Raw genomic sequence first — 23,588 nt, 5'->3', positions numbered from 1 at the left:
CAAGTTTCCGCAGGGTCTCAATTATTTTGTATCAAAAGTTTTAAGTAGGGCTAGCCACCAATGCCCAAACGTCCTGCAAGGCTTGGCGTTAGCGGCAGCAAGATTGTAATCATCAGAAAGAGTGCTAGCAACCCAAGGGCGGCTCTAGCGTCATCTGGTTCGGTAAGCTCGTTAAAGCTGGGTCGCTCAAGGTTGCGCTGCAAGACAACAATCACGACCGCCCAGTACAACGCTAACGGATTGACCAGAGATGCGATCGCCAACACCAAAATCGTCGCGATCGTGGTTCTGTTTGCCGTCTTCCGTCCATAAATCGCCTGCACGATTCTGCCCCCGTCTAGCTGCCCGGCGGGCATCGTGTTGATGGCGGTGATGATTAATCCAATCCAACCCAGCACAACTAGGGGATGAATAGCCACGATCGGCTGTTGCACAGCGGTGCCCAATATCACCCGTGCCAAGGTGCCGATCAAAATAGAGCCTTCAAAAAACTGAGTAGGAACCTTAAACAGGCTCTCAGGGTTAGAGAGCGATAGCCCTGTGATCAGCATTGCGAGCGACAGAATGCCGCCAGCAGCAGGACCTGCGATCGCAATATCAAACAGAGCGCTACGATTGGGTAAGAACGACTCAAAGCGGGTAATCGCTCCAAACGAACCGATTTGCCACGTCGGAATAAAATATGGCAAGCTCAACCGCACTTGATAGCGCCGTGCCATTAGCCAATGACCCAACTCATGAATTCCTAAAATTGCCAAAAGCCCGAGGCTGGTTGGCAAGACTTCGCGGAAGCGATCGGGCGACCCATAAAAGTCAAATCCTAAAAGAATCCCACCTGTCTCTAAGCTGGTCGCGATCGTGGCAACCAACAAGATGATTGCCAGCAATTTCTGCGTCAAAGTAGACGGTTGCGGCTCGTTTCTGCTGGGTAAAACAATAACAACGGGCTTGCCCTGCGGATTTTCAATTAGGAAAAGCCGGTAGCGATCGCCCACGCGCTCTTCTAAATGTTTTGACAGTTGGGTAAACGTTGGCTCAATCTCGCCCCGCAAATTGCCCTGGAAAATGGCTCCCTCTTGATAAGGCGTCGTTTCGGTTACAAAAAACGTATCAATTCCAAAAATTCCTTTTATTGCCTGCAAGTCCTCCGCCGGAATTGGCACAACGTCAGGCGGTTGAAGCGCCTCTGCTACAGTTTCTAACGCTGGGCGATGGGTTGGCTCCGGTTGAGCAGGGTCGTCTGCACGAGGCTCTGGGTTTGGGTTAGCGAGGATAGCAGCACGTTTTGACAAGGCATCCTGTCCGGCGGCTCGCAGTTGGCGTCCGATGAAAATATAGGCTCCGGTAGATACCAGAAATAGGAAAAGCATTCCTGCCAGATTCAAGTAAATTCCGACGGCAAATAAGCCAAAAAAGAGGAGCCAAGGAGCCATCAACGCCACAGATTGTAACCAGGCTAAAATGCCTACTTTCCCGTAAGGTCGAGCGCGGTTGAACCCCCAACCTAAGATCGCTAGAGCCACCACCACGGTTAGCGCAGTAATCATAGAATTAACCCCCTGTAAGAGATGCCGACTTTGAGCAGATGAGTCTCAGTGCGGCGGCTACAGTTCTTGATCAACAGAACATCACTAGATCTACTGTATCTTGAACACGGGGTCTTCCGTAAAGAGCCTTGAAGCGCGCCCTAGGGTAGGTGCTCACAACAGCATTACCCCCAGAAATGGGTTGGCACAATATCGATCAAGGCGCGCGATCGTCCCTAGGCAAAACTATTCCCTGATAGTGACCTTACCTCAAGCTGACAATTCCCAATGATCACCGCACTAATATCCGTAAAACAAAGAGAGCTTCATAGTGGCTCTAGGCAAAACTATTCCCTGATAGTGACCTTACCTCAAGCTGACAATTCCCAATGATCACCGCACTAATATCCGTAAAACAAAGAGAGCTTCATAGTGGCTCTTCAAACGTCTAGAATGCTCCAACCTTTGCAAAAATCGCGTGAAGGGTTTTTAGGATGAGATATAGATCGTAGGTCGGAGTCCAGACAGATTGGTAGCGCAAATCCAGGAGGACAATATCTTCAAAGTCCTTAATCGTAGATCGCCCATTTACTTGCCACTCGCCCGTTATTCCGGGTTTGACCTTGAGCCGTTGCCAGTGATGGTCGCTGTACTGAGAAACCTCATCAGCCGTTGGTGGGCGGGTTCCAACCAAACTCATTTCTCCCAGAAACACATTCCAAAATTGCGGCAGTTCATCTAAACTGGTGCGTCGGAGAAATCGCCCAACTTTAGTAATGCGAGGATCTTGCTTATTTTTAAAGATCAGCCCCTGTGCTTGGTTCTCCACCTGAGATTTGAGCGAATCTGCTCCCTCAACCATGGAACGAAATTTATAGATGCGGAAGGGCTTGCCCAGCAACCCGTGGCGCTCTTGGGTGTAGAAAATAGAACCTGGACTATCTAGCTTGATGGCGATCGCAACTGGAATGAAGACCAAAGCCACAATCAGTAGCCCAACCACACTTCCGATGATATCGATCGCCCGCTTGACAACAGAATAAGACGAGGGATGAGGAACCTGAAATTCGGCAGATGCAGCCAACTGAGTATCGGGCATGGAGGACCCTAGAGCAGATTGTGTCATGATTCAGAACCCACACAGGGAACCGTATAAACACTAGTTTCGTATCCGTAGCTATACGGAAAATATAGGATTTTTCACTATAACCAGGTAGTCTTTTCCTAAACACTTCCTCAAAACTTTTTACTCTAATACCTGATTAAAGGTTATATAAAGTTTTGATAAAGCGATGTGTTTGTCGTCTTCACATCGGACGATTTCTTAAAGGTATAAGGTTAGATACCACAGATGACCGACAGCGAGTAATCATAAAAATAAAAATAAGGGGCTTGAGGCGTGGAATCGCAACTGGATCAGTTTATGACCATCGTCGAGCAGATGGCAGAGACCGTCATTGCGGCGACAGAAACCGTTGAACACGTTTCAGAACGCATGGACGACCTTGCAAACCAAGTGCAGCAGCAGGGGTATCAGGTTTTTGCACTGACGGATGCTGTTCAAACCCTGACGGACAATCAGGCAGCGATGATTGCCCACTTGTCGCATTTAACAGAAACCCTCGATCGCATTGCAGCGTCTCTGGAAAAAGATGCCTCTGCTTAATTGGAGACCAACTCAGAGAAACGGACTATACTGAGGGACGCTAGCCAACCAGCGCCTTGGTTTTATAAAGTACCCGTGCGGGTAAGTGATCTGGGTCAAGGGTGTGAGGCAAACTCTATTATCAGGGCATTGAGGACAGCAACTCCATGACAGTATTAGACGATATTGCAACCACCTGGCGATCGCAGCTACAAGCCGACCTGCCGTCCATGGATCACGCCATTCAGGAGAGCATTCTCAAGTGGTTGCTCGGAGAAACGCCAGAACGGTTGAATGACCTGCCATTAGAGCAACGGCATATTGCAAAGCACGCCATCGATTATCGCTATCGAATTTTGATTCAGCGCTATTTAAAGGTGTCACCCGAACGAGCTTACCGAAATTTGATTCAGCGCTTGAGCAGCTTGTTTGTGATTCGGAGCAAAATTAGTACTTGGATTTCGCTGTCGCGCGATCGCCACTCGACGGTGATAGATGTGCTTCAAGAAGTGATTCAAGACTTGATGCAAAACGATAAATATATGCAGGAGCAAATTGCGTGGATCGCTGAATGCACCAGTGATCCTCGCCTTCGGAACGCTCTAGTTTTTACAGCAATAGAAGAATATAGCCTGCGTCCGATTCGGAACCAGCCGCTGTTGCTCTATCGCTTTGTCAACTATCAGAAGCGATCGCAGCGAGGCGGCATGACTCAGGTGCCGGCCTCTGATTTTATCCGACTGGTGTCTGAAGAGATTGCGCCCGATGATGCAGAAGGAACGGTGAGTTTGCTGGATGGACAAGCGATCGTGGATTATCGCGAGACGCAAACCCAAGAGGAGCAGAAAGAGTTGCGAGGCGCGATCGCACGGCATTTTGAGACCTATTTAGAGGAAAAGGTTGATCCCCAAGCGGCAGAGTGGCTGCGCCTGTATTTGCAGGGGAAAACCCAAGAAGCGATCGCGCAGCTTTTGGGGTTGCAGATCAAGCAGGTCTACCGGCTTCGGGAGAAGGTCAACTATCACGCCGTGCGAGTATTTGCCCAAAAAGCCCAGCCCGAACTGGTGACAGAATGGCTGGGGCGTTAATGCTGCCTGTTAGAGCCAGGATTGTTGTCTGAACAAGAGGCTTGAACAAACCGGTTTACGCAGACCTTTTGTTCAAGCAAACTTTTGTTCAGGCAAAACAGTAGAGTGTCAGGGTTAGCCATTGCCTTTGTGAATTGTCTTCACCCATTTCAACCGTTTAGGGCGAATTGACATCCGAACTGTGGTGCTAGCGACGATCGCTAGCCAATGCATCATGTAGATCGTTCCCCGCAGGGCTTGTAACAGCGCCACAAAACGCGAAAAATCGATGCCACCTAGGGAAGCGCGTTTTATCCCATGATGGGGATCAAGCGCCTGCACCCGTCTTAGCCCGCCCACCGTGCTAAACAAAAACAGTAGAATTCCCAAGGCGGAAATTGGGCTAGTCAGCATTAATCGATGCTTTGCGATCGCCATCAAAAAGTCAGGCAATGCCGCTGTTGGCGCAGCGTACTGAATCAACCAAAACATAAACAGATCCAGGGATTTGCGAGTCCCCATCCGGTTTTTCAGAATCAGTCGCCAGTAGTCTAAATAGCGCTGATAGCCGCCTTCTGCCCAGCGATTTCGTTGATGCCAAAGGGCTAGAGCCGTCGTAACGCCTTCTTCATAAACGGGCGGTACGGTCACAACTTCGATATCCCACTGGTTTAAGTGCAACCGGAAGGTCAGATCCAAATCATCGGTGATGGTTTCTTCGTTCCAACCACCGCACGCTTGCAGGGCTTGCCGCCGGACAAACTGACCATTTCCTCGAAGCTCGCTTAACCCCCCGATCGCGGCTCTTTGCTGATGAATAAAGGCATCTAGTGCCATCTCTGCCATTTGCCCACGAACCCAAAAGTTATTGGTATCGTTTGACTCAAACTTTGGCTCCGCTTGAATAATCGCCTTACGGACTTGTACCGCACCCACCGTTTCACGCTGGAAAACGGGCAGGACTCTCCGCAGAAAATCTGGCTCAACCTGAGCATCGGCATCAAACACGACGATGATCTCACCTTGGGTCAGAGGCAAGACTTGATTGAGAGCACCAGATTTGCCGCCCCCTGCCTTAGCAGAACGGTGAAAGACGTTAAGTTGAGCATACTCTTGTGCCAAGCGATCCAAAACCGCCGCCGTGTTGTCAGTACTGTTGTCATTGATCACCCAAAGTTCATAGCGATCGCGGGGATAATCCAAACTGCACATCATCTTGACCAGATTTCCCACAACCGCTTCTTCATTCTTAGCAGACACCATCAGCGACACCATCGGGCAATCTGCATCGCCAACCAACGGGGCTGGGAGATCCGACGGACGGGCAAACAACAGCCGAACGGCATGAATTCCCATCACCGTGGTTAAGCCCAAGACCAGCCAATAGCCCCAAGCGATGAGATGAAGCGCGATCGTGCCGCTCCAGATGACGACGAGAACAACGGCCGCTTTGCGCCTGCGCCCTCGGAACCCCCGAAACGACGGTGGATCTAGCTCGCCCAACACCTCTTCTGGCAGATCGGCTGCCAGTGCGGCGAGCGACTCAAGCTCGTTGAAGGAATCGTTTTCTTGCCATGAATTCTCCCACATAGGTCATTTGGTTTAACAGCCAGTACTTGTCTACACCCTTAAAAAAGCTAGGGATCAAGTAACACCACACGGTGCAACCTTCACAAACCGATAGCTTACCTTGCGATCGCCGAAATTCGTCCACTTCTTCTGAGTGCTTATATAGCTCATAGAGGTTTCCGTTGATGGGAACGCCTTTTTGAGCAAAGTGGTAGCACGGAAGTAGAATTTCGTCGTGGGGTGAAATCGCGATAACAGCATCTACAGCCTTGCACCGTGGATTTTCTGTATCGTTGCCCCCCGCCTCGATAAATGCCAAGGCAGCCCTATTGTAACCAACGTTACTGTATTTCCTCGCATTCGTTTCGATCGCCGTCACCATGTCAGGCGTCGGATTTTTCTTAGAGTTGTAGTTGCTGTGGGCAGTAAAGGCTGGATTGAGCCACACTCTCGCGCCTAAATCTATCCCAAGCTCGGCAACTTCAGCGATGCGATCGTAGTTCTGAGCGGTGACAGTGTGGTTGAGAACTGGCGTTTCCCCTAAGGAATGGGCAAGTTTTACAGATTCAACGAGCGTGTCAAAGATTTTGACGCCTCTGGATTGATCGTGGGTATCGGCATCGCCACCATCGAGGGAGAAGTTTAGAAAATCGACCAACCCCTGCATTTCCTTTGCCCGCTTGGGGTAAAGAATCGTGTTTGTGGTCATGCTGGTGAGAAAGCCTTGCCGCTTTGCCTCAGCAAAAATAGTGTCAACGTCTTTTCTGAGCAGTGGTTCTCCACCCGTAAAGTCTACATACTTCACACCCAGACGCCGCAGATCTTCGAGGTTATGCCGAATGGTTTCAAAGGAAGCTTCTTCTTTGGGTTCTAGCGCCCAGATATCACAAAAATGACAGCGCGCGTTGCAGCGGTAGGTTAAGTAGTAGTTTGCTACCAGGGGAGCCATAGGTGTTTTGTCGGTAAAGTCGGCTGTTCAAGACAACAATAGATCTTATGGGCAGACGCGACAAGGGGAGAAAAGTGAAGAAAGGGATAGAGAAGGAGTGCGGTTGTCAACACTTTGCAAATTAGGGAAGACCTTAACCTAGCCTTTTATTGACCCAACCTACGGGTCAGATGCAGGTTATTCTGGCATTCCAACGGAAGACGGGAAGGCGTTCTGGTGTAACACCTACCTGGTTGCCCTGGCTGACTGCATTGCGCTCACTTTTGTCAGATCTAACACTTGTAGTACGAATGTCCACAGGGTCACTAGGGGATTAAACAGGCGATTGCGCCACCGCATTTCGTTAGCTTCAAACAGTTCTTACAATGCCTGTTCTGAGAACAGCGTTCTAAACGGTAAGGCAATTCCGGCGTGAAGCTTATGGTGCAAAACGCTCACGATATCAATCATGATGGAGTTAGCTTTATTTTTTGTTCGTCTCTAAGCTTAATCCTCGGTCGAGGTCTAAGTTTAGAGATTTTTTGTGATACGCAGCTTTATCCTTAAGTCAGTGCCATTCTACTGAAGGGGACTTAGTACTGTTAGCCCCGACTTTCAGTCCGGGGCGAGTGAATGCGATGAACGAAATGCTTGAAGCATCGATCGTTGAGAATGGTGCAAGATTTCAGTTCGGTATTTTGTCTTTGTTGCTACATATATGAGAATGAGTTGCAATAAAATATGATGGGGAATGTTAAATATCGCGGCTCTCCCCTTCGCTATTTATGACTCTGATTCTTTCTCAGCAAGCGTATGATGATCTCTGCTATGAAACGGCTGGACAGTTACACCATCCCGATATTGAGGATCAATTTGATCAGATCTATCAATTCCCTCAACAGTTAGGATGCGGCTTCAAGCAAGAGATTGAGCTTCGAGAGGGGATACTGTTGAGAATTTGCGATCTGCGATTTCACGATCGCGCGGCGGTTAAGTATCTGGAGCGAGAGCATTGTCTAGGGTATCACTTTCACTTTTCAGGGGAGCATCAGGGCAAGTATCATGCGCTAGGAACGAAACGATATGCGTTCTGTGGTAGCGGATTAGCGCCTGAAGAAACCATTTGCTATCTGGAACATCAGCCTTTTTTGGAAGTGATTATTTGTTTAGAACCGGACGTTCTATGCTCGTTTGTGGGGAATTCAGAGGGACAGTTACCTGAAGCATTGCAGTCATTAGTTCGGAGATCAGATCAGGAGTATTACTCACGCTCTGGCGTTGCAACCTTGCCGATGCAGACGATCGCCCAACAAATCTTACAATGCCCGTACCAAGGAATCGCAAAGCGGATGTACCTGGAAAGCAAAGTGCTGGAACTGATGTCGCTCTTGATTACGCAGCAGATTGAAATTCAGACAGGTGAGCCGCAAATCTCGTTGCTCAGACCCGACCAGATTGAGAGATTACACTATGCCAAAGAGATTTTATTGCATCAGCTACAAAATCCACCCACGCTAATGCAGTTGGCACGAAAGGTAGGGCTGAATGAATGTACCCTGAAGCGAGGATTTCGAGAAGTCTTTGGCAAAACAGTCTATGGGTATTTACGAGACTATCGCATGGAGCAGGCGCGATCGCTGCTAGAAGCAGGGGACATGAACATTACTGAAATTGCGCGGGCGATCGGGTTTCGCGATCGCAGTCCGTTTGCGTTGGCGTTTCGGAAACATTTTGGCGTGAACCCGAAGAATTATCAGAAACAGCAAAAAAATTCCGTCTAGCTCTCGAAAAATTCCGTCTAGCTCTCGCTTGCATTAAAAATCACACCTGCATTTCCAGTATCTTTTGAGAAAGATTTCTAATTGTGGTGTGGTGAGATGATGAGTCAAGTGCAGCAACGACTGGCGATTTTAGGGATTGTGTGGGCGATCGTGGGGGTTGCGTTGCCCGGAACCGCCCAGGAGAAGCAGAGCGCAGTACCTCAGCCTGTTGAGTCGGATGCGCTAGGGACAGTGCGCGATCGTCGCCCTGCTACGACGGTGCAAGAGTGGATGGCACAGGTGGAAGCGGCAACCGTTCGGGTGACGAGCGTTCGAGTAGAACCGACTGGGGGAACCGTGCGGGTGATTTTGGAGACGAGCGCGGGAATCACTCAGGCTCCGACCAATCGCAGTGAAGGGAATACGCTGGTTTCGGAGTTGAATAATGCGGTGTTGGTGCTGCCGGAGGGGAATCGAGTTGCGATCGACAAACCCGGAGAGGGGATTAGTGCGATCGAGGTCATTCAAGCTACTCCAACAGCAGTACAGATAAGAATTACGGGAGAAACTGCGGTTCCAGTTGTGGAAGTCGTTCCAAGTGTAGGGGGATTGGTGCTGAACGCGGAAGCTGATGAAGATGTTGCAGAGGAAGAGGTGACGGTGACGGGAGAAGGGCAAGGAAGGTATCGAGTTCCAAATAGTTCTACAGCAACAAGAACAGATACACCACTTCGCGATATTCCTCAGTCCATTCAAGTCATTCCTCAACAAGTTCTAGAAGATCGGAATGTCAGGACGGTGATTGAGTCAGTAGAAACAGTAAGCGGTGTTGTCTATAATGGAGGGTTTGCTGACGCACCTACAGGTAGCGTCATCATCAGAGGGTTCCAACAGCAGCAACAGTTCCGAAATGGCTTCCGAGATACAGATCGAACTGGTCTTACAGGTCTTGGAACGGTTGAACAAATTGAAGTCCTTAAAGGTCCTGCGTCAGTGCTATTTGGGGCGGTAGAACCAGGTGGGATTATCAATGTCGCCACAAAACAGCCGCTAAGTGAGCCTTTCCGCAAGTTCACATTTGAAGTGGGAAACCGCTCGTTCATTCAGCCTAGCCTTGATTTTTCTGGTCCGCTCAATACTGATAAAACTGTGCTGTATCGTCTTAATGCCAGTTATCAAAATTTGGATGGCTTTCAAGAATTTGCAACTAGTAAGCTAACTACGATCGCACCTTCTATATCTTTCAAAATCGGCGATCGCACCGATCTAAATTTATACTATGAATACATTAATTCTTTTGCCAATCCACCAGAAGGTTATGCTGTTCTTCTCAGCGATGGTAGCAAGTCTCCTCGAAGCACCTACCTGGGCTATCCGGATTTCTCTTTTAGAGATTTTACTACGCAAAAATTTGGGTATGGGCTGAATCATAAACTCAATGACAATTGGCAAATTCGCAATACTTTTTCAGGAACAGTTAGTAATGCCCGTGACACAACTGCCGATCCATCCGCATTAATAGGAGTAGGAGATCGCCTCCTAGAGATGAGTGCTTCCGATTCTAAATTCTCAACTGAAAATTACTTTGGTCAAATTGATGCGGTTGGCAAATTTAAGACTGGATCGATTTCACACCAACTCTTATTTGGCTTTGATGCAAATCGCACCATCGAAACGTTTTCGCGTGAAACTGTCAGTGTGCCCGATCTAGACATCTTTAACCCAAATTATAATATCCAATCTCCGACCTTTACAGAGCGGGTTGTCTTTCCCCAGCCAACCACTCAACGCTATGGTCTCTACCTTCAAGATCAAGTTGCTCTTCTAGATAGCCTGAAGCTATTAATAGGCGGACGGCTAGATTGGATTACGACAGATGTTGAGGGTACTCCAAGACAGCAAGATAGCGCATTCAGTCCTCGCATTGGATTAGTGTATCAGCCTAGTGAATCAGTTTCTCTCTATACCAGTTACAGTCAATCTTTTAATCCAACCTCTGGTTTTAACCCAGATGGGAGAGCATTTAAACCTAGCAAAGGTAGACAATTTGAGGTGGGTGTTAAAGCTGACTTTCTAGATGGAAGGCTTTCGACAACATTGGCAGCCTATCAAATTACTAAGTCAAACATTACAACACCCGATCCGAATGATCCTCAATTTTCGATCCAAGTCGGAGAGCAACGAAGCCGTGGAATTGAACTAGATGTTTCGGGCGAAATTCTACCTGGCTGGAAGGTGATTGCGTCCTATGCTCATACGGATGCAAAAGTCACTCAAGACAACTCTACCCCAGTCGGTAATCGATTAACAAATGTGCCGAAAAACCAAGTCAGTCTGTGGACAACCTATGAGATCCAAAACGGCGGATTGAGAGGTTTGGGATTTGGTTTAGGATTGTCTTATGTGGGCGATCGTCCAGGAGACTTAAGCAACTCTTTCACGCTGGGAGACTACTTACGTACCGATGCAGCACTCTACTACCGTAGAAATCGCTTGAACATGGCGATTAATGTTCGCAATTTATTCAATACAGATTACTTCAGAGCTTCAGATGGTGGAAGTCTCTTCCTTTTCAGAGGTGAACCTTTAACGATCACTGGTTCTATTGGTTTAGAGTTCTAGCTCAGCAAGGCAGATGCTAGTTTGCTGTCTGAACAACTTCTACAGCGTTTAGAATGTCATGGTTATAAAATCTCATCGTGTAATTGCGTTGTTTCTAATTGCTAGTCTGACGGTTCTTATTAGCTCTGCTTGCAATTTCAAACTAACCCATCCTTCGCCAAACGTCGATCGTGCTTTCTCTAAAAATTGCCACACTGTACAGCACATGATGGGCGAAAGTTGTATTACCAGCGATCCGAAGCGCCTTATTACTCTCTACACTCCTGCGCTTGCGAATGCTCTTGCTCTTGGAATCAAACCAATAGGCATTACCTCAGTAACAGGCAATCTAGATCAGTTTCCAGAGTACTTGAAAGGCAAAGTAGAGGACATAGAGATAGTCGCAAATGCAAGCGATGTTTTAAATCTGGAAAAAATACTTCTCTTAAAACCTGACTTAATCTTAGGTTGGGATCATCATAGTCAGATCTATTCTTTTCTCTCTCAGATTAGCCCTACTCTGCTGACTCAGCCAGCCAGAACAACGTCTTCTACAGGTGACTGGAAAGAGTATCTCAGCTTTGTAGCTAAGGCATTGAGAAGAGAAAATACTGCAAAGCAGCTTTTAGATCATTACGACAGACGAGTTGAAGACCTGAAGAAGCTGATAAAGAACCGATATGAGAACGAAAAAGTGTCCATAATTCATGTCAGCACAGAGTACGGCATTGAGGTACAAACGAAAAATTCTTTTGCAGGAACTATCCTCACCGACCTTGGCTTAAAGCGACCAGAGATTCAAAATGTTGCGACTCCGAACGGCGTGCTTGATGCCTTCTCCCAAGAGAAGATCGAAGCAATTGACGGTGACATTCTGTTTGTTCAGTCTTTCAACAAAGAGGAGGATCAAAAATTGCTTCAAAGATTGCTAGAAGACCCACTTTGGCAGAAGCTTAAAGCAGTTCAACAGAAACGAGTCTATGCTGTAGATGGATGGGCATGGACGGTAGGAAACCCGCTTGCTGCTGATGTGGTGATTGACGATATAGATAGGTATCTCATCAATGCAGCCTAAAATTTGCCGCTCAAATTGTTGATCTTGCCCAACAATTGATCGCTAGGAGCAGCTTTAGCGATCACATTCCTTCCTCTGCAATACCACCCTTCCACAAGCTTCGTCGATCACGCTTCATTGTCGATCGCTCGATTGTTTCTGCGATCGCGCTTGCTGGTTGAATGATTTGTGCGATCGTGCTTTCATTTCTCAAGGTGTCGAGATAATGTTAGCGATCGCGCTTGATGGTTGAATGATTTGTGCGATCGCGCTTTCATTTCTCAAGATGTCGATCTCTAGATGATTTGTGCGATCGCGGTTTAGAACTAGGGGGCTATCGTAGATTGAAGTGCGATCGCTACTGTGCCCTTGAGAGTTCTACAGATGGGTCTTTCGCGATCGCAACGGCTCGATCGTCCCGTAACAAAAACTCATCCAGCAACTCAAAAAACCGTACAAACGCCTCCTGCTCACTCCCACAGCCCAACTCAATCATCTTTGCCCAAGAACTAGAAGTCGTTATCTTCAGCCGTTGCTGAAGCCAAGGCTGGAACTCCCCATAAAAATCAAACTCTGCCTCCGTCGGCTCAATCCCAAGCTCTTCTCTCGCCGTTCGATAGCCAACTACAAACATAAACAAATCACTCACCGAAGCCCGACAGATATACAGCCCCGGTCTTGCCTTGATTTTCTCCAACATTCCAAATATAGAACTCATTGCCCCAACTCCGATGCTTCAAACCTGTTCTAATTCCTCAAGGATAAACGCTCCTCTACGGCAAGCAAAATCATTTATCCAGGCTTCTCTACTCAACCCCTCGATCGACAGATTATCAAACACCCTTCCCCGAACTTCAACGCCATAATGAATCCCATTCGTCGAAATACTCTCGGTGCGACCAAATTTCTCCCAGCGATCGCTCAAAATAAACTCATCTCGATACTTCGTTCTTAACCTCAGTAATGTTCCCTGAATCTGATTCTGCTTCAACCAACTGATCACCGCCTGAGCGCACTCAAGACACTCCAGTACCTCGAATGGTTCAACAATTTTGCCAACCTCCCGATAAATCTCTTCATTTGTTTCTAAGCTCACAGCCTTCGTCACTCATCACTCAAATTTCTGAACCCATCGCTCAAATTTTGCTCCAGGGTCGCGCTCTGATGGTCAATCGCTTGATGGTTTGTGCGATCGCGCTTTGATGGTCGATCGCTCCTCTAAGCCGCCTGTGAAGTTTCTTTTACAGCCAAACCCAGCCCTAACTCGGTCAGCACTTTTACCAACTCATGCCACTCCAGCACCAATGCACCCGACTCATTCACTCGATCGCCAAACTGAAAATTGATTGTCTTCCCCTTTGCTCTCGCCACATTCCGCAACGCCAACAGCAAAAACTCCGGATCACCCTCCTCCAACGCCCCATTCAAATAAGCGATCGCCCGCTGCGAGTCCTGCAAATACACCATCAACTCATCTTCATAAGCTCTACTTTTAGGCATCATCCCGACTCCGATAACTCATCCAAAATTCTAATGCTTTTTCAATATCGCGTCCCTGCGTACTCTTATCCCCACCCCACAGAATCACAATCCGCTCATTGCCAACTCGCCCAAAATACACCCGACACCCCGCCCCTGTATCAATCCTCAACTCAAACATCCCATCCGCAATAAACTTATGATCTCCCAAATTTCCTTGCTTGACTCGATCCAACCTCAGCAAGACCCTAGCAGATGCCTGAATATCTTTTAATTGCATCACCCATTCAGAAAATGGCGCTCTCCCCTCTTCTGTTTCGTAGATCTCAACCTCGATCGGACGTACATCCACACTTCAGTCTCCAGGCTCTAATTTTCTCAACGATCGCCCCCATCCTTAAATCGCTCTATTTTACTCCGGAGATTGCGCTCTGATTGTCGATCGCTTGATGGTTTTTGCGATCGCGCTCAGTGGTTAATCGCTTCCAACCAAGCCTCTAGATCTGCCAATGTGGTGAAATCGAGTAAGGCTTCGCTGAGGTCTTCCAGGACGGGCAAAGGTAGGGATGAAAGGCGCGATCGCGCTCAATGGTCGATCGCTTGATGGTTTGTGCGCTCGCATCTCAGAGGTTTTGTGAAGTGCGATCGCGCTTGCTGGTTGAATGATTTCCGCGATCGCGCTTTCATTTCTCAAGATGTCGATCTCTAGATGATTTGTGCGATCGCGCTTGCTGGTTGAATAAATTTTGCGATCGTGCTTTCATTTCTCAAGGTGTCGAGATAATGTTAGCGATCGCGCTTGATAGTTGAATGATTTGTGCGATCGCGAGTACTGCGCCTTCTAACAACTATGTCTTGGTCAAAAACTCATTTGTCGGTTCTATTCTCGAAGAAGTTGGACTGCAACGCCCAGCCGCACAGGATGTTGTCCTGCCAGATAGAGGAATCTTTAACATCTCTGAGGAAAGACTGGATGTTTTAGATGGTGATGTCTTATTCCTGCTGTATACCCATGACTTTAGAGAACTGGAAACTTATGAGAGATTAAAGCACAAGCCAATTTGGAAGCAGCTAAAAGCGGTTCAGAACAATCAATTTTTTTGGTCGATTTTTGGACATGGACATGGAACGATCCATCTGCTGCTAACGCCGTAATTGATGATCTCTATAAATATCTCGTTAATTCGTCAACCAAACCGCATCCTCTAAAAAAGTCCGTCTAGCATTCAAAAAAAGCTCCGCTAGCCGTCAAAATAGGCTTTTGCTCGGTACAAATGAGACAATTGCCATATGCAATGATAACGATTCTGTCCTTATTTCTGTTCTACGATCGCCCCACTTTCCAGGGCAAACGCAAAAAGGCAGGATGGGATGATGCCTATCTGCTTAGAATCTTGTCTCAATAATTTTCATGCGTTTGCCCTAAGTGCAAGGGTGATGGGTAGGCGGGGAGTGAAAGCCCACTGCTACAATGCGGATAGCATATCGTTGAGTGAGTAGGGCAATGCAGGAAATTGAGGTAATGGGTGCGATCGATGAACAAGGACAACTTTTACTACTCCAACCCCTTAGTTTCAGTAAGCACGCTAGAGTTCGTGTCCGAATTACCCTACTTGATGAAAATTTTGAACCAGAAGCAGACTCGAAAACGCAAATCTTGGCTGACTTAAAGGAATCTTTCCGTCAAGCAGAGGCAGGTCAAACCTTTCCTATCTCTGAACTTTGGGATGGAATTGATGTCTGATTCTTCCGAAGCTCTAGTACAACTCACATTCACAGATGTTTTCAAACGCCGTCTTAAAGGACTTGCCAAACGCTATCGTCGAATTAAAACAGACATTCAGCCAATTCTAGATTGTCTGCTCCTAGGTGATTTTATCGGTGAGCAAATTCCAGAGACAAAGTACGCAGTCTATAAAGCTCGTGCCAGGAATAGTGATGCTCAATCTGGTAAAAGTGGTGGTTATCGTCTGATTTATCAAATTACATCTCCTTCCAGTGTTATCCTTCACCTAATTTATTCCAAGTCTGACCAAGCAACTATCAGCGCTAAGGAGATTCAAGATTTGATTGAAACGTATCAGGGTGAGAAAGACTCAAACGCCTCTTGCTGATTGAGCGATCGAAACTCCAACATCTTTGCCCAAAATCAATAAAGCGAATCTGCGATCGATGCTCTCAAGCGATCGCCTTTCAAGTGCATCGCGTATCATCCGGCAGCTTAGGCAGAAGCGCGATTAACGCAAAGTGCAACTCTAGAGGAACCGCAATTGAGGAGTGCGATTGCAGAACGTAGAGCAACAAACAATGTGCGATCGCGCTTCATTGTCGATCGCTCGATTGTTTGTGCGATCGCGTTTAATGGTTGAATAATTTGTGCGATCGCGCTTGATAGTTGAATGATTTTTGAAATCGCGCTTTCATTTCTCAAGGTGTCGAGATGATGTTAGCGATCGCGCTCACCTTATCCAGAACTCAGAGCGATCCATAAAACTCCTTAGTACACCTCGTCGTGAGAGCCAATGTCAATCAGCAAAATCTCTGTTTCTCCCGTCTCAGGATTCTCAACGAAGTCAAACACAATACGACAGTCATACTCCACCGAACATGCCCACGAGTCAGCCAATTTTCTTTCAATTTATGGGTTTGCAACACTGGATCAAATGGATTAGCTGCCAATAACGCTAGCCGTTCTTCAACCTTCTCATCTAAATCTGGCTGTCGCCGCACCAATCGTTTGTATGCCCGTTTAAATGAGGTTGCAAAAACCAGCGTTTTCATTTCCGCAACTCAGCCATAATCTGCTCAGCGTTGCCACGAAATACTCTTCCTGCCGCATACTCTGTTTTTGCCTGAGCAATATTAGCCGCAATTTCTACCCGTCGCCGCTCAGCCAAACGCCGCTGCACAATTTGAATCAGCGACTCCTGCTCCTCAAGTGATAGCGCATCTATCTCACTTAGGGTCTGCTCAAATTTAGAACTCTGACTCATCATGACCTCACAACTCATCATGCGTCAGTTTATTATAGTAGAGGTTGAAAAAGGTTACATTTAACACAAAGCGCAACTGCGAGAAATTACACCTCAGACCCTTACGGGTCGCGCTTCGCCTGAAAAACATTATCGATCGCAGACGGCAACGTGCATCAATTCATCTGATGTGAACGAACAAAGCGATCGTGACTCAGCATCTCAGTTTGAGCGATCGCTCTGCTGCTGAAGCTGCTCAACCGTGTGAACAGAAAGCTTCATCGTGCGGCTGATGATACTGTCTGCTTAATTTTGAAGAACGCTACAAGGTTTCCATTAATCGTTCGTTCTTCTACTTTTTGCATTCCTAATCTCGCAGCAACCCCATGCGACTCAAGGTTAGATGCATCAGAACTTGCCACCATATATTTATAACCTAAATGTTTAAAACAGTATTCCAAAATCTTAGTTGCGGCTTCGGTTGCATAGCCCTGTTTGGTTCCCTTCGGCAGCAACGCATAAGTTAACTGAGGCTGCTGTTCATCAAAGAAATACCATAAGCCTACAAACCCAATGATTTCACGTCGATTCTTTGTTTCTATCAGCCACAAACCAAGTTTTTCTTCATCAAAAAGCTTCTGACTTGCTATCAGCATCTCTTCAACCTGTTGCAAAGAAAATGTTTTATCATCGCATAGATATTTCCTAACGTAGGGATCAGCAAAAATGCTATGCAAAGCCCTAAGGTCGCTCTTTGAACTTGGCTTTAACAGCAATCTCTGAGTTTCAAAGACAAGGCTCATGCTGGTGCTACCTTTCTTGCTTGGTGCTGCTTAACCCTAGCTTAGCAGCAGATTTTCTCTATCTTGATCAGCAGACAAACAGATGCATACAATTATTTATCATGAAATAAATTCAACGGGTTGCGAAGATTTTTGTGCCGGGTGCAACTACGCTGGGCACACCTACCGTGGCATCTAACCCTTCGGCTTTTACGGTTAACCAAGGTGGAGAGTCGATGAGGCGGGCAAATGGGCTAGAGCTTGGCACCTCTAGACGAGACGTGACGATCGCAAGATCAGCAGCAGCAGAGGTTTCAAACAAAAGTAAATCAGACTCTAACTGGCTGTATGTTAGAACCTGTCCATTTTGTCGCCAGAAATTTAGCTGCCAGCCAGAAGTAAAGTGACAAAGCGTGCGATCGCGTTGTTTTACTAATACATTACTCTGCTGATTTGACCAGTGAAACTCCGCCGCTTCTTTCGGCAATTTCCAAATGTTGCGACCGCCCTCAACCGACTCTAGGTTATCCACATAAATGTGAGAAACCCACATGCCAATCGCGCTATGCCGACGTACGATCGCGGCGATTACAATTAATTCGCTATATAGCAAGGTTGAGCCAGCTTTATACTGCGAAAGATAGACTCCACCAAGGGTTTTTCCGGGCAGAAAGGAGACAATTTCTAGCCCAATTGGAACATGGGCTGATGCTTTAGCAACATCAATCAGATGCAGGGTTTGGTAGGCAAATCCTTTGAGGCTCCAAGGGGCTTGGGGGTAGCTCATGCAATGACTCTAAATGACTCTATCTGACAAAGATTGGGAAAGATTGGGCTTGTAAACTGGCTGTATTTTCGATGTCGAGCAGTTTATTTCACAACAGGTAAGGCTCCTTCTCTATTTATATTAGTAGAGGTTTTTGCTCAATTCTTCATCTCTCAAAGTGTAGAGGCAAATTGGGGCTAAATCTAGCCAAAATAAAGCCAAATATAGCTAAATATTTTTTACAAGAAGTATTCTAACCATGTCAGGCAAATCGCGACCCGAAGATCAAGCCGTTTCTAATATTATTAAGCAAACTATACTCCGCCAGTTAGATAGCGTAAGGCAAATTGGTGTAGCGACAAAGACAAACCTGCTTAATCTTTTTCAAGGTCGCTCTAATTCAATATCAGTAAAAGGCAGAGGTTTAACTAAAGAAGGAATTCGGATTCAAGAGTTGGAAATCACGACAGATCAAATTGCCATTGATCCTTTAAGCATTTTCCTAGGAAAAATTGGATTCAACGAACCTGTTAATAGCCGCACTCACTTAGTTTTGACCGAGGCAGACTTAATTCAGGCGTTAAATTCAAAAATAATTCTTGAAAAGCTTCCTCATTTGCATTTAGAGGTAAATCGAAAGCTTGTTACGGTTGAATTGTGTCCGCCTTTTTCGATTCGCCTCCCTAGCGACAACAAAATTCGCTTTTCGGGAGGAGCAAAACTGCAAGAATCTCAGCAAGTTCGCCAGGTCAGCTTTTCAGTTGTAATTCGCGCTCGTACCGAGACTCAACCCATTTCATTAGAGACGTTTTCTTGCTTGCCTGAACAAGGATTATCGCTTCCATTTACGATCGCACTTCTTCAAAGATTGAATGCGATCGCAGAGCAACCTTACTTTCAATTAGAAGGAACAATTCTAAAAGTTTGCTCTCTAAAAATTAAAGACCGAACTGTCCTATTAGACATCGAAACTCAAACTCAAGAAATTCCCTTTCTATAGAGTTAAAATAATAAAATTAAACCATTGGTTTCACCGCGCTTGGCTGTTAGAAACTTTTCTTTTTCCTGGTCTTATTAAGATTTCCTACCCTTGTGTGTTGTTGGCTAGATCATCCTGGGAACTTTAACAAGGACACTCTAAGCGATGACAAATCAGGCGATGAGCCAAGTTCAAGACGTGGAAACAACCTTTTTCTTTCAGAAAGGACTTTATCTCAACAAAACAAAAGCTTACACAACTGCAATTCACAGTTATGAAGCTGCCCTCAATAACAAACCCGATTACCCAGACGCTTGGTATAACCGGGGCAACTCGCTTTATCATCTGGGTCGGTTTCAAGACGCGATCGCAAGCTATGACCAAGCCCTAGAATACCAGCCTGGGTTTCCTGAAGCATGGAACAATCGAGGGAACGCTTTAGATGAACTGGGACGCTATGAGGAAGCGGTTGCAAGCTACGACCACGCCATTCGATACCGTGCTAGCTATCACTGGGCATGGTACAACCGAGGCATTTCTTTGCGAAATTTAGAGCGCTACGAAGACGCGATCAACAGCTACGATCGGGCGATCGAATTCAAACCCGACTACCATTGGGCATGGTATAGCCGCGGGCTTGCCTTCCGGAAACTGGGGCAATTTGAGAAAGTCGTTGCCAGCTATGACAAGGCGCTGGAGTATAAACCTGATTTTGAAGAATCTTGGACAAATCGCGGCAATGCTCTCTATCACTTAGGACGAATCGATGCTGCCTTAGAAAGCTACGATCGCGCCCTTGCCCTCAGACCAGAAGCCGCCACCGTGTGGTACAACAAAGCCTGCTGTTATGCCATTCAAGGGGATTTTGACCTAGCCTTCAAGCATTTGCAAAAAGCCATCGAACTTAGCCCCGACGAATACCAAGAAATTGCTCAAAGCAACGGTGACTTTGATCAGTTGCGTCAAGATAATCGATTTCTATCCCTCCTTTCCTTCCGAGCGCCACGGGAGACCTGAGCGCTGCTACACGACTATGATTCCCTGGGATGATGTTCAAACTCGATATAAAAGTACAGGGCGATCGCTATCGCTAATTGGTAGCTATGGCAGGCATTATGCTAAATGCGAGCAAGTTTTAGCCGCCAACCCTGACCATGTGGAAGCACTTTTATGTCGAGGCTATGGGTTAGAAAAACTAGGACGCTACGAAGAGGCGATCGCAACCTTTGAGCGGGTGATCACCTTTTGCCCCCAAAACAGCTTGGCTTGGCAGGGTCGCGGCATTTCGTTAGGCAGGCTATGCCAATATGAAGATGCGCTCACAAGTTTTAATCAATCGCTCAAACTCGATCCCCAAGATTATCGAGGGTGGCAAAATCAGGGAAAAACGCTGTTAAATTTGGGGCGATATCAAGAGGCGATCGCTAGCTTTGATCAGGTCATATCATTCAAACCCGACAGTTATAAAGCTTGGTATAACCGTGCGATCGCCCTCTCCTCGCTCAACGAGTACGCATCTGCTCTAACAGACGTTGATATTGCTCTCAAAATCAAACCCAACTCCGACTATATTTGGACCTACCGAGGCATGATGTTAACGCGCTTAACCCGTTACCTCGAAGCCTCTGCAAGCTTTGAAAACTCCCTCAAAATCAATTCTCGCAACTCTAGCGCATGGTACGGTAGAGCGTGCTGTTTTGCCCTGCAAGGTAAGTCAGAAGAAGCTTTGCAGAGCTTAAAACGAGCAATCCAGCTTTCTCCTTCAATCTACCGAAGCATGGCAGACACAGATGCAAATTTGCAATCTCTGCGAGTAGACAGCCGGTTTCAAGCCTTGATTCAAACGAGTTCAGAGGAAATCGGAAGCCCTCACCTCTAGTCCCTCTTCTACCAGGGAGAAGGACAAAAGCTAACTGCCTGACAGGTCTTTGAAAATCCCCGCCGCATCAGCACAGATATTTCTTTATCCATTCAAGATCGGCGTCCTGAGATCGTTTGGGAGCAACGTAAACTTGACATCTTGCTCCGCCACATCGTCTGAAGTAGATGCGCCAATGGTGTTGAACACGCTGTTTTAGCCAAGCGTTTGTGCCTTCTATCCTTTCGGCTCTCACAGCAGTTCCTTCACTGATTTCTTGAATCTGCTTGAGCAGTCTACCTGGGCTGTGCACCTCCGTCCACAAGGTGTCGATCGAGTCTCTCAAAAATTCTACGTTTGGTAAAAAGCTAGACAGTAATTCATCAGGCATAGAATGTCTGAGCCGGTTAACTTTAGCCGTTAGGTCTTCATTGCGCTTTTTTAGTTGCTCATTTTCAGTTTTGAGTTGATCGCTCTGAGTGATGAGGGAAGCGTTCTCAGTTGCAAGGGAGCCGTTCTGTTCCAAGAGTTCTTCTTTTGCAATGAGATGACTTTCGTTCTCCTCTCCCACCGAATTCAAAAGCTCATTTAGGTCATCTATACATTGAGCTAAAGAATTCTTTTCCTGTTCAAGCTCGTTAATCTTGACCTTATAACCGCCTGTGACGATGCTTAACTCCTCTTCGAGGTTGCGAATTGTGATTTGATAATGTTGAACATTAGAAATCTCCTGCTCTTTCAACGCAGCACTTGTCTGAGCTTGAATTGCAAATTGATCCTGCGCGGAGTCTAGCTGTTTCCGTAGCAACGCTAGCTCATGATTCCACTGTTTTATCTGCTTGATCTGCCTCTCCCACAACCGCCAGGCTACCGTTCCTACAAGTAAGCCTACCAAGGCAAGCCATAAGGACTGATGAAACCAAACTGCCGCGATTGGCTTTGCCAAGTTCCAAAAGATTGCAGCTATCAAGCCGCATGAAGCTGATATCAACCATCGACCTAGAGGAGAACTCACTCTGAGGGACTGTTGCTTGCTCATTATGTTTGCTCACTACGATCAGGGCTGCTATGTCTTCTTACGAAACTTCACCCTGTTGCATTTAGTGGAGTTAGGAAAGCACGTTCGGCAACATCTCGCAAGAAAGAACCGTGACCCACCAAAGTTAGCCCTACAAAAAGTTAGCCCTACAAAGTGCCGAGGTATTCTTTAACACCAATTGGGTAGAACATAGCCTAACAGGGTGATGTATGGCAACGTTGCACCCATCAGAACAGGCAGAATAAATTTAGCTTTATCTAGCCTGTTTGCTGGAAAACACCTCTGGATGAGCTTGCCAAATGATGTGAATAAATTGATGCAGTTGTTGAGATGCAGGTTTGGCTTTTGCTTTAAGGTCGGGGTTAGCATCTAGGCTGTAAAGCCATGACAGGAGAGGAATTACATCAGTATCTAAGGCTAGTTTGAACAGAACGGCGGGGCACATTAGATCAGATCCGTCGCGTAAATCTTGAAGAGCTAAGCGGTTACAGTCCGTCCAATCGATGAACCTATCTGACTGAGATACCAACGCCAACGGACGCACCCAACACTGGCATCTTATCTCCACAAACTGCACGACTTCTGCGTAGAGCCGGGTTAAACCGTGTTCTAAATAAACAATCTGAGACGGTCGGAAGATAGGCGGTTTGTCTTTCCCTGCCTGAAATGCAGCAGAGTTCATGATTGTTGATTGCGTTTTGTAAAAGGTGTCTTAATTTTAAGAGTTGGGGGCGGCAGTTCGCTACCTGTCTTTGCGATCGCGCTGCCATACGCGAACCATTTTGCAGAGTTTAGCAGAGCCAATCGCCTACTGGTGATCCCGCAATGAGCCTGTTCAAATGTTTCTCAACACAGACAACAGAGGCACCTGTAGAATTAAGAACGAGCAAGTGCCCTATCTATCTCAGGCTGAGCCTCGAAAGCTGGCAAGCTGGAGGTGAACAACCTTCTGATATGCGGTATTTATGAAGAGAAGACGGGAAAGGAGCGATCGCACATGGCACTGATTACAACCGGCGGACAGTTCATTAAAGATATTGAAAAGTATGGCGCGTTGGGCGCATACGTCCCCCTAGAGGGTGGGTTTGAGGGACGATATCGGCGGCGCATTCGAGCGGCGGGGTATACCTCGCTGAGCATCACGGCTAGAGGACTCGGCGACGTGGCAACCTATCTCACTGGGGTTCATGGCATTCGCCCACCGCACTTGGGCAAGAAAAGTACAGGCTCTGGAGCCGCCGTTGGCTATCGCCATTTTGCGCCGCCGATCGTCACCACTCACGTTGAAAATCTGCCTCCCAAATCCAAAGGGCTACTGCTATGGATCATTGAAGGGCACATTCTTTCTAGCCAAGAGCTTGAGTATCTGACAAACCTGCCATCGCTGGAGCCGCGCCTAAAACTCGTTGTTGAGGTTGGGGGGGAACGCTATTTTCGCTGGTCGCCGCTTGCCGAGGTGATTGCGATCGCGTGAGCGGGGAGAGAAGATAGACTAAACCCCGCAGTGCAAGACCTCCGAGCAAGACCTCCGACGTTTCCAAACTCGATTTTAGCCATTTTCGT

At 47.0% G+C, this 23,588-nt stretch carries 29 protein-coding genes; 12 read left to right on the top strand and 17 right to left on the bottom strand.

Translation table 11 applies throughout. The features are described from left to right. Positions 1 to 50: 50 nt before the first annotated feature. Positions 51 to 1,547, bottom strand: a complete 1,497-nt coding sequence (locus GS601_RS07195; RefSeq protein WP_162422587.1) for a site-2 protease family protein — start codon at positions 1,545 to 1,547, stop codon at positions 51 to 53. A 427-nt stretch (positions 1,548 to 1,974) separates the two neighbouring features. Beyond that, the gene (locus tag GS601_RS07190) at positions 1,975 to 2,625 is read right to left on the bottom strand and encodes a sugar transferase (protein WP_202924938.1); all 651 of its coding nucleotides are present in this window, start codon (positions 2,623 to 2,625) and stop codon (positions 1,975 to 1,977) included. Between the two features lie 300 nt (positions 2,626 to 2,925). On the opposite strand from GS601_RS07190, the gene GS601_RS07185 reads away from it, so the two are divergent. Together GS601_RS07185 and GS601_RS07180 are read left to right on the top strand one after the other, a co-directional pair. Then, positions 2,926 to 3,192, top strand: a complete 267-nt coding sequence (locus GS601_RS07185) for a DUF2608 domain-containing protein (RefSeq protein WP_202924925.1) — start codon at positions 2,926 to 2,928, stop codon at positions 3,190 to 3,192. Positions 3,193 to 3,338: 146 nt separating this feature from the next. Then, positions 3,339 to 4,259 carry a HetZ-related protein 2 gene (locus tag GS601_RS07180; protein ID WP_162422585.1) on the top strand — a complete coding sequence of 307 codons (921 nt, stop codon included), beginning with the start codon at positions 3,339 to 3,341 and terminating at the stop codon, positions 4,257 to 4,259. A gap of 114 nt (positions 4,260 to 4,373) precedes the next feature. Here the strand turns inward: GS601_RS07180 and GS601_RS07175 are convergent, their stop codons facing one another. Then, positions 4,374 to 5,828, bottom strand: a complete 1,455-nt coding sequence (locus GS601_RS07175; protein ID WP_162422584.1) for a glycosyltransferase family 2 protein — start codon at positions 5,826 to 5,828, stop codon at positions 4,374 to 4,376. After that, positions 5,782 to 6,756 carry a radical SAM protein gene (locus GS601_RS07170; protein ID WP_162422583.1) on the bottom strand — a complete coding sequence of 325 codons (975 nt, stop codon included), beginning with the start codon at positions 6,754 to 6,756 and terminating at the stop codon, positions 5,782 to 5,784. Before GS601_RS07170 ends, GS601_RS07175 begins: the two co-directional genes overlap by 47 nt. A 764-nt stretch (positions 6,757 to 7,520) precedes the next feature. On the opposite strand from GS601_RS07170, the gene GS601_RS07165 reads away from it, so the two are divergent. The 3 genes from GS601_RS07165 (at position 7,521) to GS601_RS07155 (ending at position 12,171) form a co-directional block, all read left to right on the top strand. Further along, the gene (locus tag GS601_RS07165; protein ID WP_162422582.1) at positions 7,521 to 8,516 is read left to right on the top strand and encodes a helix-turn-helix transcriptional regulator; all 996 of its coding nucleotides are present in this window, start codon (positions 7,521 to 7,523) and stop codon (positions 8,514 to 8,516) included. Between the two features lie 96 nt (positions 8,517 to 8,612). Further along, the gene (locus GS601_RS07160; RefSeq protein ID WP_202924924.1) at positions 8,613 to 11,117 is read left to right on the top strand and encodes a TonB-dependent siderophore receptor; all 2,505 of its coding nucleotides are present in this window, start codon (positions 8,613 to 8,615) and stop codon (positions 11,115 to 11,117) included. Positions 11,118 to 11,175: 58 nt separating this feature from the next. Continuing rightward, complete coding sequence (locus tag GS601_RS07155) at positions 11,176 to 12,171, top strand: ABC transporter substrate-binding protein (RefSeq protein WP_162422581.1); 996 nt, start codon at positions 11,176 to 11,178, stop codon at positions 12,169 to 12,171. Between the two features lie 61 nt (positions 12,172 to 12,232). Here the strand turns inward: GS601_RS07155 and GS601_RS23545 are convergent, their stop codons facing one another. The 6 genes from GS601_RS23545 to GS601_RS23895 form a co-directional block, all read right to left on the bottom strand. Continuing rightward, positions 12,233 to 12,364, bottom strand: a complete 132-nt coding sequence (locus tag GS601_RS23545; RefSeq protein ID WP_274381955.1) for a hypothetical protein — start codon at positions 12,362 to 12,364, stop codon at positions 12,233 to 12,235. 144 nt (positions 12,365 to 12,508) lie between these two features. Then, on the bottom strand, positions 12,509 to 12,868 hold the full coding sequence (locus GS601_RS07150; RefSeq protein ID WP_162422580.1) for a hypothetical protein: 360 nt from the start codon (positions 12,866 to 12,868) through the stop codon (positions 12,509 to 12,511). A gap of 18 nt (positions 12,869 to 12,886) precedes the next feature. Beyond that, entirely contained in the window at positions 12,887 to 13,258 is a 372-nt protein-coding gene (locus GS601_RS07145) for a papain fold toxin domain-containing protein (RefSeq protein WP_338016981.1), read from the bottom strand. A 110-nt stretch (positions 13,259 to 13,368) separates the two neighbouring features. Further along, positions 13,369 to 13,653 (bottom strand): helix-turn-helix domain-containing transcriptional regulator, encoded by a 285-nt coding sequence (locus tag GS601_RS07140; RefSeq protein ID WP_162422578.1) that lies wholly within the window; start codon positions 13,651 to 13,653, stop codon positions 13,369 to 13,371. Continuing rightward, the gene (locus tag GS601_RS07135; RefSeq protein WP_162422577.1) at positions 13,643 to 13,981 is read right to left on the bottom strand and encodes a type II toxin-antitoxin system RelE/ParE family toxin; all 339 of its coding nucleotides are present in this window, start codon (positions 13,979 to 13,981) and stop codon (positions 13,643 to 13,645) included. The genes GS601_RS07140 and GS601_RS07135 overlap by 11 nt, the downstream gene beginning before the upstream one ends. 116 nt (positions 13,982 to 14,097) lie before the next feature. Then, positions 14,098 to 14,187 carry a DUF4351 domain-containing protein gene (locus GS601_RS23895; protein WP_162422576.1) on the bottom strand — a complete coding sequence of 30 codons (90 nt, stop codon included), beginning with the start codon at positions 14,185 to 14,187 and terminating at the stop codon, positions 14,098 to 14,100. Between the two features lie 252 nt (positions 14,188 to 14,439). Between GS601_RS23895 and GS601_RS07125 the strand changes: the two genes are divergently transcribed. The 3 genes from GS601_RS07125 (at position 14,440) to GS601_RS07115 (ending at position 15,743) form a co-directional block, all read left to right on the top strand. Continuing rightward, the gene (locus GS601_RS07125) at positions 14,440 to 14,784 is read left to right on the top strand and encodes a TroA family protein (protein ID WP_202924923.1); all 345 of its coding nucleotides are present in this window, start codon (positions 14,440 to 14,442) and stop codon (positions 14,782 to 14,784) included. A 349-nt stretch (positions 14,785 to 15,133) separates the two neighbouring features. Beyond that, a complete protein-coding gene (locus GS601_RS07120; protein ID WP_162422575.1) occupies positions 15,134 to 15,373 on the top strand; it encodes a type II toxin-antitoxin system RelN family antitoxin in 240 nt (79 codons plus the stop codon). Continuing rightward, positions 15,366 to 15,743 (top strand): type II toxin-antitoxin system RelE/ParE family toxin, encoded by a 378-nt coding sequence (locus GS601_RS07115; protein WP_162422574.1) that lies wholly within the window; start codon positions 15,366 to 15,368, stop codon positions 15,741 to 15,743. The genes GS601_RS07120 and GS601_RS07115 overlap by 8 nt, the downstream gene beginning before the upstream one ends. 107 nt (positions 15,744 to 15,850) lie before the next feature. Here the strand turns inward: GS601_RS07115 and GS601_RS07110 are convergent, their stop codons facing one another. From GS601_RS07110 to GS601_RS07090, 5 genes are all read right to left on the bottom strand, one after another. Continuing rightward, on the bottom strand, positions 15,851 to 16,060 hold the full coding sequence (locus GS601_RS07110; protein WP_162422573.1) for a hypothetical protein: 210 nt from the start codon (positions 16,058 to 16,060) through the stop codon (positions 15,851 to 15,853). 66 nt (positions 16,061 to 16,126) lie between these two features. Next, the gene (locus tag GS601_RS23540; RefSeq protein ID WP_274381954.1) at positions 16,127 to 16,255 is read right to left on the bottom strand and encodes a hypothetical protein; all 129 of its coding nucleotides are present in this window, start codon (positions 16,253 to 16,255) and stop codon (positions 16,127 to 16,129) included. A 151-nt stretch (positions 16,256 to 16,406) separates the two neighbouring features. Continuing rightward, the gene (locus GS601_RS07100) at positions 16,407 to 16,625 is read right to left on the bottom strand and encodes a hypothetical protein (RefSeq protein ID WP_238393129.1); all 219 of its coding nucleotides are present in this window, start codon (positions 16,623 to 16,625) and stop codon (positions 16,407 to 16,409) included. 254 nt (positions 16,626 to 16,879) lie between these two features. Then, entirely contained in the window at positions 16,880 to 17,404 is a 525-nt protein-coding gene (locus GS601_RS07095) for a GNAT family N-acetyltransferase (RefSeq protein WP_162422571.1), read from the bottom strand. Between the two features lie 112 nt (positions 17,405 to 17,516). Beyond that, positions 17,517 to 18,170 (bottom strand): acetoacetate decarboxylase family protein, encoded by a 654-nt coding sequence (locus GS601_RS07090; RefSeq protein WP_162422570.1) that lies wholly within the window; start codon positions 18,168 to 18,170, stop codon positions 17,517 to 17,519. A gap of 238 nt (positions 18,171 to 18,408) precedes the next feature. On the opposite strand from GS601_RS07090, the gene GS601_RS07085 reads away from it, so the two are divergent. The 3 genes from GS601_RS07085 (at position 18,409) to GS601_RS07075 (ending at position 21,007) form a co-directional block, all read left to right on the top strand. Further along, complete coding sequence (locus GS601_RS07085) at positions 18,409 to 19,149, top strand: LmeA family phospholipid-binding protein (protein WP_162422569.1); 741 nt, start codon at positions 18,409 to 18,411, stop codon at positions 19,147 to 19,149. A gap of 144 nt (positions 19,150 to 19,293) precedes the next feature. After that, positions 19,294 to 20,145 carry a tetratricopeptide repeat protein gene (locus GS601_RS07080; protein ID WP_238393128.1) on the top strand — a complete coding sequence of 284 codons (852 nt, stop codon included), beginning with the start codon at positions 19,294 to 19,296 and terminating at the stop codon, positions 20,143 to 20,145. Between the two features lie 16 nt (positions 20,146 to 20,161). Beyond that, positions 20,162 to 21,007 (top strand): tetratricopeptide repeat protein, encoded by an 846-nt coding sequence (locus GS601_RS07075; RefSeq protein ID WP_162422568.1) that lies wholly within the window; start codon positions 20,162 to 20,164, stop codon positions 21,005 to 21,007. Positions 21,008 to 21,074: 67 nt separating this feature from the next. Here GS601_RS07075 and GS601_RS07070 read toward each other — a convergent pair whose 3' ends face one another. Continuing rightward, positions 21,075 to 21,932: a hypothetical protein gene (locus GS601_RS07070; RefSeq protein ID WP_162422567.1), complete on the bottom strand. Its 858-nt coding sequence runs from the start codon at positions 21,930 to 21,932 to the stop codon at positions 21,075 to 21,077. Positions 21,933 to 22,278: 346 nt separating this feature from the next. Next, on the bottom strand, positions 22,279 to 22,707 hold the full coding sequence (locus GS601_RS07065; protein WP_162422566.1) for a hypothetical protein: 429 nt from the start codon (positions 22,705 to 22,707) through the stop codon (positions 22,279 to 22,281). Positions 22,708 to 22,962: 255 nt separating this feature from the next. On the opposite strand from GS601_RS07065, the gene ndhN reads away from it, so the two are divergent. Further along, positions 22,963 to 23,499, top strand: coding sequence for an NAD(P)H-quinone oxidoreductase subunit N (gene ndhN, locus GS601_RS07060; protein ID WP_338016980.1), 537 nt, complete (start codon positions 22,963 to 22,965; stop codon positions 23,497 to 23,499). The last annotated feature ends 89 nt before the right edge of the window (positions 23,500 to 23,588 follow it).

The organism is Myxacorys almedinensis A, from assembly GCF_010091945.1.
GTDB classification, from domain to species: Bacteria; Cyanobacteriota; Cyanobacteriia; order Leptolyngbyales; family Leptolyngbyaceae; genus Myxacorys; species Myxacorys almedinensis.
Note: the sequence above shows the minus strand (reverse complement) of the source record. Positions and strands in the feature narration are given on the sequence as shown.